An 11,948-nucleotide genomic window follows, 5' to 3' on the forward strand; every position below is an offset into this window, starting at 1 on the left:
CGCCGGAAAAACCCGGTGCGGTCGCGGTGCCGAGCCGGTACGTTGACCGTCGTGTCGAGCCCGGAAGCATCCAGAGTGGGACCGCCGGTCACCCCCGTCGGTCCCTGAAACCGATCCCCGCGTTCTCCGCGGTGTCGCCGTGCGCGCCGTGGTGCGCGTGATCTCGCGCCGCGCTACCGCGTGACAGTGCGCTGTCGTGCCGTACGGCGCGCCGGCCGACCGGGGTGACGAGACGAATTCTCCTGTCTCTCCTCACCTCGGAGCCGTTCGATGCCTCTGTCTCTGTATCTACTCGCCGTGGCGGTGTTCGCCATGGGAACCTCGGAATTCATGCTGGCCGGCCTGCTGCCGGATATCGCCGCCGATCTCGGCGTGAGTGTCCCCACCGCCGGGTGGCTGACCTCGGCGTACGCCCTCGGAATGGTCGTCGGCGCACCGCTGGCCGCGGCCCTGGCCCGCCGCTGGCCGCAGCGGTCGGGGCTGGTGGGATTCGTGGGCCTGTTCCTGGCGGCCCATATCGCCGGCGCGGTCACCACCGGTTTCCCGGTGCTGGTCGCCACCCGCGTGGTGGCCGCCGTCGCGAACGCCGGTTTCCTGGCACTCGCGCTCACCGCCGCGGTCGCACTGGTCCCGCCGGGTAAACAGGGCCGGGCCCTGGCCGTGCTGCTGTCCGGGACGACGGTGGCGACCGTCGCGGGCGTACCCGGCGGTGCGCTGGTGGGTGCGCTGCTCGGCTGGCGGGCCGCCTTCTGGGCGGTCGCGCTGATCTGTGTCCCCGCGGCGGCCGGTGTGCTGCGCGGTCTGCCCGCCCGGCCCCGGATCGCCGGCGCGGCGCCGGCCCTGAGGTCGGAACTGGCCGTGCTGATCCGGCCACGGCTGCTCGTGGTGGCGGTGTCGGCGGCGACGGTCAACGCGGCCACCTTCGGCGCCTTCACCTTCCTGGCTCCGGTGCTCACCGAGGCCGCCGGGCTGGGGGAGTTGTGGGTGCCGGTAGCGCTGATGCTGTTCGGCGCCGGCTCCTTCGTGGGAGTCACGGCCGCCGGGCGTTTCTCCGATCGCCGGCCGGGGCTCGTGGTCGCGGTCACCGGACCGGTGCTCTGCGCGGGATGGGCCGGCGCCGCGCTCACCACCGGATCGCCCGCGCCGCTGCTGGCGCTTGTCTGCGCGGCGGGCGCGCTGTCCTTCGCGCTGGGTAGCACGCTCATCGCGCGGGTCCTCCACGAGGCCGCGGACGCGCCGACGATGAGCGGCTCCTACGCGACCGCGGCGCTGAACATCGGCGCGGCCGTGGGACCGGTGACGGCCGCGGCGGCGTACGGTTCCTGGCTCGGCGTCACCGGCCCGCTGTGGGTCGCCGGTGTGCTGGTGGCCGGGGCGCTGATGGTCGTGGTCGCCTCCCGCGGCGTGTTCTCCGCCGCCGCGCTGCCGACGCCGGACACGTCGCTGCCGGCGCGACGGTAGGAGACCGGTCCGCGGCCGGCGCCGACCGTCGCCGGCCGCGGACCGATGGCCGTAGGTGACCGTCCGGTAAACGGACGATGGTGTGAACGGTACGTAACGGTGTCCAGTCTTGAACGAAACGTGACTCGAATCGGTGCCCCGGCGGTCGGCTTTCGATAATCTCGATCTCACCATCCGGTACGGCCGAGTGGTGTGGCACTGCGGCCAGGGGTGATGGAGGTACGAGTGTGAGCACACCGGTGGCGATCGATGAACGGGCGCGCGGCCCACGGGTCTACCACGTGGGAGCGGACCATCCGCTGGCCGCGGCGGTACTGGCCGAACTGGCGATCGAATACAGCGCGCGATACGGCGGTACCGCCGGTGCGATCCACCGGCGGATGCGGGAACGCCCGCCCGCCGAATTCATCGCGCCGCACGGTGATCTGCTCGTCCTCGTCGAGCACGGGGAGCCGGTGGCCGGCGGCGGCTTCCGGCGCGTGGACGGGATCACAGCCGAAGTGAAGCGGGTCTGGACCGAGCGCGCACAGCGCCGTCGCGGACTGGCGAGCCGGGTGCTCGCCGAACTCGAGGCCGAGATGATCCGGCTCGGTTACCGGCAGGTGCTCGCGGACACCGGCGACCGGCAGCCGGAGGCCCGCGGCCTGTACACGGCCGCCGGATACACCGAATCGGGTCCCGCGACCGCGGGGCGGCGGGGACGCCGGTTCCGGTTCGAGAAGGCGCTGCATACTCCGGAACGCCCGGGGCTCGTACGGGCGTCGGCGGTTCTGCGTTCGGGATCGCGCCGGGCGCGATGAGGGCCGGCCGGGTGGCCGATCCGATTCGGTGAACTCGGCCGCGCGCCGGACCGGAGGCGAGACGGAAGTATCGTGGGCGCGATCCCGGGCCGCCGGGCGGAAAGGAGCGTCGTGCTCGCCTCGTCGGTGTTCGCCCTGCTCGCGGCCGGCCATCTCGTGCTGGTCTGCCTCTGCGGCCGCCGTGGCGCGGTCACCCGTGATCCGATACTGCTCGTGCCCGCCCTGGTGGCCGCGGCCCTCGTCTACGACAACGGGGTGCTCGCCGCGGGACGCCTGCTGGGGGCGGGCGAGGTACTCGAGCTGTGGTCGGTGCCCCGGTTCGTGGCGCATATCGTGCTGACGCCGCTGCTCATTCCGTGGTCCGCCGCTGCCGCCGCGCGCGCCGGAGTCGGCGGGGCTAGCCGGGCGGGTGTGCGGACGGCGGCCTACGCGGTGACCGCCGCGGTCATCGCCCTGGGGGTGTTCGGTGAACTGATCCACCTGGATCTGATGCCGGTGGAATGGGCGGGGACCGTGCGGTACACGGCCCGCGAGTCCTCGCTCGCGGGGGTGCTGCCGGTGATCGTCACCGTGCTCGTGGTGCTGGTAGCGGCCGTCGCGGTGTGGCGGGCGCGCGGATACCGGCTCTGGACGGTGACCACGGTGACAATGCTCCTGGTGGCGGGCGCTATGCCGCCGATGCTGCTGACCAACTGCGCGGAACTGCTGTTCATGGCGGGAATCGTCGCGACCGCGCTCCGGCTGTCGGGCGCGGCCCGGGAACAGGCGGACGACCGCGACCCCTCGGAAGCGGGCCGCCCGCGGCGATGAGTTCGTGTCCGCGAAGCCGTCTGCACGTATGTTCGCGCCGGCCGGGTACGGCGTCGAGCCCCGCCGGGACGGACCCGGCCCCACCCGATGAAGGAGCGAATATGAGTACTGGCAAGGATCTCGCACTCTCGCATGTGGCGCTGCTGGTCGGCGATCAGCAGGCGGCACTCGAGTTCTACCGCGACGTCGTGGGACTCGAGGTGCGCGCGGATACCCCGCTGGGGCCGATCCGGTGGGTCACCGTGGGGCCGGCGGGGCAGCCGGGAATCGAATTCATCCTGGAGACGCCGGATATGGTGCCCGACGAGGCGGCCCGGCAGGAGGCGCGGCGCCGTCTGGACGCGGGTGCGCACGGCACCCTGATCCTGCTCACCGAATCCGTCGACGAGACCTTCGCACGGCTGCGGGACGCCGGTGCCCGGGTCACCCAGGAACCGGAGGACCGCGTCTACGGTGTCCGTGATTGCGGGTTCGCCGATCCCTGGGGCAATTTCCTGCGCTTCTCACAGCCGCTGGGCTGACCCGGGTATCCGGGCCCGGTCGCGGCAGCGGCGTCGCCGCGACCGACGCACCCCGGCCCTCGTGTGCGTCATCACAGCCGTTCCGGCCGCGGCCGACCATACTGTCCGATCATGGGCGATGCGCAGACCGGTACAGGAAACGACGCGACCCGGCCGCTGCGCGAGGACATCCGGTTCCTCGGCGGCGTACTCGGCGATACGATTCGCGACCACGAGGGCGCGGAGGTGTTCGATCTCGTCGAGCGGGTGCGGGTGGAGGCCTTCCGGGTCCGGCGCGAGGAGGTGGAGCGCAGCGCGGTCGGCGAAATGCTGGCGGGGGTGGATATCGCGGTGGCACTGCCACTGATCCGCGCCTTCAGCTATTTCGTCCTGCTGGCCAACCTCGCCGAGGACATCCAGCGTGACCGGCGCCGCGCGGCACACGAGTCGGCGGGCGAGGCGCCCCAGGATTCCTCGCTGGCCGCCACCTACCGGAAACTCGACGCGGCGGGGGTCACGGGGGAGCGGGTCGCCGAACTGCTCTCCGACGCCCTGGTCTCGCCGGTGATCACGGCCCACCCCACCGAGACCCGCCGGCGCACGGTGTTCGACACCCAGAGCCGGATCACCGAACTGATGCGTCGGCGCCGGCGCGCCGACGGCGCCGAAGCCGCCGAGATCGAGCACGAGATCCGCCGCCAGGTGCTCACGCTGTGGCGGACCGCGCTGATCCGCCTGTCCCGGCTGCGGATCCAGGACGAGATCGCGGTCGGGCTGCGCTACTACGAACTCACCCTGCTCGAGGTGATCCCCGCGATCAACGCCGGGGTCCGGGAGGCGCTGGGATCACGCTGGCCCGGGCGGACACTGCTGCCGAAACCCATTCTGCGGCCGGGTTCGTGGATCGGCGGCGACCGGGACGGCAATCCCTTCGTCACCGCCGAAGTGGTGCGCACAGCGGCCGGGCAGGCCGCCGGTGTGGCCTTCGGACGCTACCTGCGCGAACTGGTGGGCCTGGAGAAGACCCTCGCGCTCTCGGCCCGGCTGGTGGCGGTCTCCCCGGCGCTGCGTGCCCTGTCCGACCGCGGCTACCCGGACCCGGACGCCTACGCCGACGAACCGTATCGGCGGGCCCTGTACGGTATCCGGTCCCGGCTCACCGCCACGGCGTTGCATGCGCTGACCGCGCTGGGGCCGGAGGCGGCGATCGCGGCGGGGGTGCCGGTGCCCGGATCCACCGCCGATCTCTCGGGGGCGGCGGCGGGTGCGCCGCTGCGGGAATTCGCGGCCCCGGGCGCCGCGGCGGGCGCCCGGATCTACGCGACCCCTCAGGAACTCCTGCACGATCTCGACGCCGTGGACTCCTCGCTCCGCGACAGCGGTGACGGGCTGCTCGCCGACGACCGTCTCGCCGCGCTGCGCCATTCGGTGGAGACCTTCGGGTTCCATCTGCAGGGCCTGGATATGCGGCAGAACTCCGAAACCCACGAACAGGTGGTCGCCGAACTGCTGGCCTGGGCGGGGGTGCACCCCGACTACGCGGGACTGGACGAAGCCGAGCGGGTCGCGCTGCTCACCGCCGAACTGCGGACGCGCCGCCCGCTGCTGGGCCCGCACGCGCGGTTGAGTGACCTGGCCACCAAGGAACTGGGCATCATCGAGGCCGCCGCCGAGGTGGTGGGAGCGCTCGGCCCGGAAGCGGTCCCGAACTACATCATTTCCATGTGCACGTCGGTGAGTGATCTGCTGGAGGCGGCGCTGCTGCTGAAGGAAGGCGGTCTACTGGATCCCGGCGACGCCGGTAGCGCGCCGTTCTGCCCGGCCGGGATCGTTCCGCTGTTCGAGACGATCGAGGATCTGGCGGCGGGCGCGGCGACTCTCGGCGCGGCGCTGCGGGTTCCGGAGTACCGGGATCTGGTGGCCGCGCGCGGAATGCGCCAGGAGGTGATGCTCGGGTATTCCGATTCCAACAAGGACGGTGGGTACCTCGCCGCCAACTGGGCGCTCTACCGGGCGGAACTGGAACTGGTGGAACTGGCCCGGGAGCACGGAATCCGGTTGCGGCTCTTCCACGGTCGCGGCGGCACCGTCGGCCGCGGCGGCGGCCGCAGCTACGACGCGATCCTGGCCCAGCCGGCCGGCGCGGTCCGGGGCTCGTTGCGGCTCACCGAGCAGGGGGAGGTGATCGCCGCGAAATACGCCGAACGCGGTTCGGCGCATCGCAATCTGGAATCGCTGATCGCGGGCACCCTCGAATCGACCCTGCTCGATGTGGAAGGACTCGGCGCCGATGCCGAGCCCTCGTACGCGCTCATGGACGATCTGGCGTCTCGCGCCCGGGCGGCCTACGCCCGGCTGGTGCACGAAACCCCCGGGTTCGTCGACTATTTCCGGCAGTCCACGCCGGTGGCGGAGGTCGGCGACCTCAATATCGGCAGCCGGCCCGCCTCCCGGAAACCGACGAGCTCGGTATCGGATCTGCGGGCCATTCCGTGGGTGATGGCGTGGAGCCAGGCCCGGGTGATGCTGCCCGGCTGGTACGGCACCGGTACTGCCCTCGAGGAGTGGGTCGGCGGCGATCCGGACCGGCTGGCGCGGCTGTCGGACCTGTACCGGCGCTGGCCGTTCTTCCGGACCGTGCTGTCGAACCTGGCGCAGGTGATGGCCAAGAGCGATCTGGCCATCGCGGCCCGTTACGCCGAACTGGTCGACGATATCGAGTTGCGGGAGCGGATCTTCGCGATGATCGAGGACGAACACGCCCGCACCGTGGCCATGCACGCCGCGATCACCGGTAACGACCATCTGCTCGCCGACAACCCGTCGCTGGCCGAATCGATTCGCAACCGGTTCCCGTATCTCGAACCGCTGAACCGCATGCAGGTCGAACTGCTGCGGCGGCTGCGCGGCGGTGACGACTCCGAACTGGTGAAACGCGGCATCCTGCTGACCATGAACGGTCTGGCCACGGCACTGCGCAACTCCGGCTGAGCCGCGCCCTCCCCCGGAGACGACGCCGAGTCTCATCCCGCCGTGCGCTGCTCCGGGGAAGGGTCGGTCTGCGCGGCCGGCACGGTGAAGTCGGCGAGTTTCGCGCTGGGACTCCCGGACATGATCCGGCGGCGCAGACCCGCAGGCAGGCGCGGCAGCACTCGCAGCGCCGTCTCGCTGAACCGCAACTGCGCGCGGGAACGGGGAACACCGCGGCGCAGTACGGCCGGAGCCACCTCGGCGCAGCGCCGGGCGTACTCGCCGAGCTGTTGCTGGTAGGACGCGAACGCCGCCTCGGGTGCGCCGCCGGTGTCGGCGAGGGCCCGTGCCAGGATGTAGGCCCCGACGACGGCGAGGGTGGTTCCTCCGCCGACGGCCGGCCCGGGTGCGTATCCGGCGTCGCCGACGAGCGAGACCCGGCCCCGCGACCACGAGTCGAGCCGGATCTGGCCGATCGAATCCAGATAGAAGTCCGCGGCGTGATCCATCTCGTCGAGAAGCCGGGGGATCTCCCAGCCCTCGTTCGCGTACTCCGCCCGCAGCAGGCGCCGCTGGGAGTCGATATCCCGGTGATCGAAGCCGGGTTCGCCGGGCCGGCGGAACAGGAATACCGCGCGTGCCTCGCCGGTCTGCCATACCGGGTACATCGCCGCGATCCGGTCCACCGCGTTGTACAGCACCGTCAGTTCGGAGAGGTCGCGATAGTTCGGCAGGGTGCCCACCGCCAGGTAGCCGCCCAGATCGTGCCGGAGCCGGTCTTCGGGTCCGAAGACGAGCCCGCGCACCGTGGAATGCAGGCCGTCGGCGCCGATCACGAGATCGAACCGGCCGGTGCGCCCGCTGTCGAAGGTGATATCGACGCCCTCGGGATCCTGGATGAGAGTCGCGATCGAATCGCCGAAGCGGTATTCGATACCGCTGGTGGCCTCGTGCAGGATCGCCGCCAGTTCCCCGCGCATGATCTCCAGATGCCGTTCGTCGGCGAAGGCCTCGGAGAAATCGCGGAGATCCACCTCGATCGCGGACCGGCCCGGCCGCTCGTAGCGCAGCACCGTCGCCTCGGTGCTCGCCTCCCGCAGTCGCGGCACCAGTCCCATCCGGTCCATGACCTCGGTGGCCGGCGCGAAGAGGTCGACCGCGTGGCCGCCGACACCCAGCCGGGGTCGCGGGGTCCGCTCCACCACCACGGGATCGAAACCGAAGCGGTCCAGCCAGTAGGCCAGCACCGGACCGGCCACACTCGCGCCCGATATCAAGATTTTCACACCCGCACCCCGCCGTTCGTTTACTTATCGGTCGGTAAGTTATCTTACTTACCGGGCGGTCGGCGCGCTAGAGTGAGGACCGTGCCCCGACCGCGATCCACCGAAACCCGCGAGCGCATCCAGGCCGCCGCTCTGGCGCTGTTCGCCGAACGCGGGATCAAGGAAACGAGCCTGCGCCAGATCGCCGAACGGCTCGAACTGAGCAAACCCGCGCTCTACTACCACTTCTCGTCGCGCGAGGATCTGCTGCGCAGCCTGATGCAGCCGCTGGTGGACGATATCGAGACCATGATCGCCGCCGACGAGGCCCGGTCCGGTGATACGCCGGTGGACGCCCGGAGCCTGCTGGGGCGGTATTTCGATATCTCCTACGAGCACCGTGCCGTCACGGCGCTCCTGTTGCGCGACGCCGCCCCGCTGGGTGAACTGGGGTTCCTCCGGAATGTGGTGGATTGGCGCCGGCGCCTCACCGCGCTGCTGGTGGGGGCGGACGCCGGTATCGCGGCGCGGGCGCGGGCCATCGTCGCGCTGGGCGGTCTCGGCGACTGCCTCGTCCTGCTGGCCGATACGCCGGTCGCCGAACTGCGCGCGGCCGCGCTCGACGCGTCGTGCGCGGCGCTGGGGCTCGAACCGGCGGGACGAGGGGACCGGTAGGCCGATTCCGGCCCGGGATGGCCCACGATGTCACCCGGGCGTCGTAGGTTCGGCACTATGACCACTTGGAGCGACTTCACCGCGGAGGCGCCGCGCATCAGTGAGATCTTCCGGCGCCGTCATATCGCGACCAGCAATCTGTGCATGCTCGCCACGCTGCGTTCCGACGGCTATCCCCGGATCAGCCCGGTCGAACCGATCATCTTCGAGGAGAAGCTGGTGATCGTCGGAATGCCCGGCACCACCAAATTCCTCGACCTCGCCCGCGACGCCCGCTTCTGCCTGCATACCGCCACGGTCGACACGATGGTGGCCGAAGGCGACGCGAAACTGTTCGGCACGGTGATCGACGATCCGGATACCGCGCTGCACGCCCGTTTCGCCCAGCACCTGTTCGAGGACAGCGGTATGGATCTGCGCGACCAGCCCTTCGAGCACTTCTTCGTCGCGGATCTCACGTCCGCGTCGGCGGTGGAGGTCGGTGACGATCTGCTGAAGGTCACCATCTGGAAGCCGGGCGAGGGGGAGCGGGTGGTGGAGAAGCGGTAACCGGGCGCGCCGGACGGGACGGCGAGGGCTCAGGGCACACCCAGGAACCGGAGCCCCGCCGTGGTTCCGGCGGCGGCCAGCAGGGTCACCGGGAGGGGGACCCGCCGCCAGACGAGAACGCCGCCGACGAGGACCCCGGCCGGCCGGGCGAAGCCCGCGGCGCCGTGACCTTCGGTGAGGGTGGTGGTCACCAGGAGCGCGGCCAGCACGGTCACCGAGGCGGTCCGCAGCACGGTGTTCGTCCGCGGGCCGAGGGTCGCCCGGGCGCCGAGCAGCGGTCCGGCGATGCGGAAGGCGAAGGTCCCCACCGCGAGTGCCGCGACGGCGGCGAGCAGCGGTCCGGTGGCGCTCATCGCCGGTCTCGTCGCGGGATCGCGGCCGCCGATCCCGCCACGGCGAGCAGGACGGGCAGGCCGCCGGGCAGGAACGGGGTCGTGGCCAGGGCGAGCGCGGCGCCGGTGAGCGCGGGCCGCCGGACGGCGGGCTCGCGCAGGGCGGGCAGTACCAGTGCCGCCAGGACGGCCGGGAACACGGCGTCCAGGCCGAACGCGCCGGGGTCGGGGAGCAGGGTGCCGAGCCGCGCGCCGGCCAGGGCGCCGAGCGGCCAGGTGAGCAGGATGCCGACGCCGCAGACCGTATAGGCCGCCCGGCCGCGGAAGGGGGTCGGCTGGGCGAGTGCGAGGGCGACCGTTTCGTCGTTGAGCAGATGGGCGCGCCCGGCCGTCCGCCATCCGGTGCCCAGCACCGTGGGAATCGACAGGCCGTAGGTGAGGTGGCGGGCGTTCACCAGCAGTCCGGCCGCCAGCGCCGCGCCCGCGCTGCCGCCGGTCGCGAGAATGCCGAGGAACAACATCTCCGAACCGGCGGCGAGGACCAGGATTCCGAGTATCGGGGGCAGCCAGACCGGAAATCCGGCGGCGGTGGCGGTGGCGCCGTAGGACACGCCGATCACGCCCACCGCGGCACACAGGAGTCCGATCGTCGCGCGGGTTCCCGGATCGACTGTTCGCCATAACGAACGCATGACTAGTATGGTGAACACCCCCGAGGTGTTCGTCAAATCGAACGATGGACTTATGGAGCGAATATGACCGACCGTGGCCACCACACCGCGCCGCAAGCGGCGATCGCCGCGTCGCTGCGCCGGGAACGCGCCCGGGCCGGGCACTCGCTCACCGAGATCGCCAAGCGGGCGGGCATCGCCAAATCCACGCTGTCCCAGCTGGAATCGGGGTCCGGGAATCCGAGCCTGGAGACCCTCTGGGCCTTGTGTGTCGCGCTGGATATCCCGTTCTCGCGCCTGCTCGACCCGCCGCGCCCGCAACAGCGGGTGATCCGCGCCGGGGAGGGACCCGCGGTGCATTCGGGGCAGGCCGACTATCACGCGACACTGCTCGCGGCGAGCCCACCGGGCGCCCGCCGTGATCTCTACCGGGTGATCGCCGAACCCGGCCACCGCCGGGAATCGCAACCGCATATGCCCGGTGTGATCGAGCACGTCCTGCTCGGCGCGGGCCGGGCCCTGGTCGGTACCGCCGGCGAGGCGGTGGAGCTGGAAGCGGGCGATTACATCGTGTACCCCGGAGATCTTCCGCATGTGTTCGAGGCGCTGGTCCCGGGTACCGCGGCGATGCTGATCTCCGAATACGCCTGACCCGGGCGGGCGCGGGCGTCAGTCGCCGCTGAACCGGGGTTCGCGGCGTTCCAGCATGGCCGCGACGGCTTCGTCGTGGTCGGCGGTGTGATGGGTGATCGCCTGCATGGCCGCGGACAGTTCCAGCAGGGTTTCCAGGCTCTGGTGCTGACCCTCGCGGAGCAGTCGTTTGGTCATCCGCAGCGCATGCGGCGGATTCGCGGCGATCTCGGCGGCCAGGCGGTGCGCGCTGTCCAGCAGCCGGTCCGGCTCGACGACCTCGTTGACCATCCCCCAGTCCAGCGCCGTGGCCGCGTCGATCGCGGCGCCGGTGAACGCCAGCTGATTCGCCCGGGCCGTACCGACGGCCCGGGGCAGCAGCCAGGCGCCGCCGTCGCCGGGGATCAGTCCGAGTTTCACGAAGCTCTCGGCGAAGGTCGCGGTGGTGGCGGCGATCCGCATATCGCACATCAGCGCCAGATCGCAGCCCGCGCCGATGGCCGGGCCGTTCACCGCGGCGATGGTGGGGATCTCGCAGTGGTAGAGGGCCTTCGGGATCCGCTGGATGCCGTGCCGGTAGCCCTGGCGCAGATCCGCGGGAGCGCCGCCGAACATACCGGCCTTATCGCGCATGTGCTTGATATTGCCGCCCGCGCTGAACGCGCTGCCCGCACCGGTGAGGATGGCGACCCGGACGGTGTGGTCGCGGTTGACCTCGTGGACCGCGCTCTCCAGGGCGTCGATGGTGGCCTCGTCGGAGATGGGATTGCGCTGGCCGGGATTGTCGATGGTCCAGACGACGATATCGCCGGTGCGCTCGACGCGAACGGGTGCGGTCACGGATGCTCCTCGGGCCACGGTGCTGCGGGTGTCACCGCACACATTGCCCGATCGGAGTCGCCGCCGCGGGCCCGAGGTGGGGTTCGGTGTTGTCGCGGGGGGATCGGTGTCCGGGGCGGCGGGTGTGGCGCGGTGCGCGAGTTCGCGGGTGAGTCGTGCGGAGTATCCGGCGAGATTGCGGGTCCGGGCCTCGACGCGCAGCAGGGTGTCGCCGAGTTCGGATGCGGAGACCTCGGTGAGGTCGAGGGCGAGCAATGCCCCCACCACCTGCTCCAGGGCGCCGACCTGGTCCCGGAGCTCGTGATTCGAACACATGTTCTAATCATATCGGATGGCCGCGCCGGTTTCCGGGCGACATCCGCCGAGGGTTTCGACGGCAGAGGGAAACCCGCTTGATGAATGAGCTTGCACAGTCATGCATAATCATCACATGGCTGATCTCACG

General features: G+C 71.2%; 12 protein-coding genes. 8 read left to right on the forward strand and 4 right to left on the reverse strand.

Annotated features, from left to right (window positions below):
- Positions 1 to 270 precede the first annotated feature (270 nt).
- The 5 genes from ACZ6SF_RS19680 (at position 271) to ppc (ending at position 6,562) form a co-directional block, all read left to right on the forward strand.
- Entirely contained in the window at positions 271 to 1,461 is a 1,191-nt protein-coding gene (locus ACZ6SF_RS19680; protein WP_466063569.1) for a Cmx/CmrA family chloramphenicol efflux MFS transporter, read from the forward strand.
- Positions 1,462 to 1,688: 227 nt separating this feature from the next.
- Entirely contained in the window at positions 1,689 to 2,261 is a 573-nt protein-coding gene (locus tag ACZ6SF_RS19685) for a GNAT family N-acetyltransferase (protein ID WP_466063570.1), read from the forward strand.
- Positions 2,262 to 2,372: 111 nt separating this feature from the next.
- Entirely contained in the window at positions 2,373 to 3,071 is a 699-nt protein-coding gene (locus ACZ6SF_RS19690) for a hypothetical protein (protein ID WP_466063571.1), read from the forward strand.
- A 101-nt stretch (positions 3,072 to 3,172) separates the two neighbouring features.
- Positions 3,173 to 3,592, forward strand: coding sequence for a VOC family protein (locus ACZ6SF_RS19695; protein ID WP_466063572.1), 420 nt, complete (start codon positions 3,173 to 3,175; stop codon positions 3,590 to 3,592).
- Between the two features lie 111 nt (positions 3,593 to 3,703).
- On the forward strand, positions 3,704 to 6,562 hold the full coding sequence (gene ppc / locus ACZ6SF_RS19700) for a phosphoenolpyruvate carboxylase (RefSeq protein WP_466063573.1): 2,859 nt from the start codon (positions 3,704 to 3,706) through the stop codon (positions 6,560 to 6,562).
- Between the two features lie 32 nt (positions 6,563 to 6,594).
- Here the strand turns inward: ppc and ACZ6SF_RS19705 are convergent, their stop codons facing one another.
- Complete coding sequence (locus ACZ6SF_RS19705) at positions 6,595 to 7,827, reverse strand: FAD-dependent monooxygenase (RefSeq protein WP_466063574.1); 1,233 nt, start codon at positions 7,825 to 7,827, stop codon at positions 6,595 to 6,597.
- 81 nt (positions 7,828 to 7,908) lie between these two features.
- Here ACZ6SF_RS19705 and ACZ6SF_RS19710 point away from each other — a divergent pair, with 81 nt between their 5' ends.
- Positions 7,909 to 8,481 carry a TetR/AcrR family transcriptional regulator gene (locus ACZ6SF_RS19710; protein WP_466063575.1) on the forward strand — a complete coding sequence of 191 codons (573 nt, stop codon included), beginning with the start codon at positions 7,909 to 7,911 and terminating at the stop codon, positions 8,479 to 8,481.
- A 57-nt stretch (positions 8,482 to 8,538) separates the two neighbouring features.
- Positions 8,539 to 9,030, forward strand: coding sequence for a pyridoxamine 5'-phosphate oxidase family protein (locus ACZ6SF_RS19715; RefSeq protein ID WP_466063576.1), 492 nt, complete (start codon positions 8,539 to 8,541; stop codon positions 9,028 to 9,030).
- 29 nt (positions 9,031 to 9,059) lie between these two features.
- Here ACZ6SF_RS19715 and ACZ6SF_RS19720 read toward each other — a convergent pair whose 3' ends face one another.
- Both ACZ6SF_RS19720 and ACZ6SF_RS19725 read right to left on the reverse strand, forming a co-directional pair.
- Complete coding sequence (locus ACZ6SF_RS19720; RefSeq protein WP_466063577.1) at positions 9,060 to 9,383, reverse strand: AzlD domain-containing protein; 324 nt, start codon at positions 9,381 to 9,383, stop codon at positions 9,060 to 9,062.
- The gene (locus tag ACZ6SF_RS19725) at positions 9,380 to 10,054 is read right to left on the reverse strand and encodes an AzlC family ABC transporter permease (RefSeq protein ID WP_466063578.1); all 675 of its coding nucleotides are present in this window, start codon (positions 10,052 to 10,054) and stop codon (positions 9,380 to 9,382) included. Before ACZ6SF_RS19725 ends, ACZ6SF_RS19720 begins: the two co-directional genes overlap by 4 nt.
- A 63-nt stretch (positions 10,055 to 10,117) precedes the next feature.
- On the opposite strand from ACZ6SF_RS19725, the gene ACZ6SF_RS19730 reads away from it, so the two are divergent.
- Complete coding sequence (locus ACZ6SF_RS19730; RefSeq protein WP_466063579.1) at positions 10,118 to 10,684, forward strand: helix-turn-helix domain-containing protein; 567 nt, start codon at positions 10,118 to 10,120, stop codon at positions 10,682 to 10,684.
- An 18-nt stretch (positions 10,685 to 10,702) separates the two neighbouring features.
- Here the strand turns inward: ACZ6SF_RS19730 and ACZ6SF_RS19735 are convergent, their stop codons facing one another.
- The gene (locus ACZ6SF_RS19735) at positions 10,703 to 11,503 is read right to left on the reverse strand and encodes a crotonase/enoyl-CoA hydratase family protein (protein ID WP_466063640.1); all 801 of its coding nucleotides are present in this window, start codon (positions 11,501 to 11,503) and stop codon (positions 10,703 to 10,705) included.
- Positions 11,504 to 11,948 lie beyond the last annotated feature (445 nt).

The sequence above is a fragment of the Nocardia sp. NPDC049935 genome, assembly GCF_055586645.1.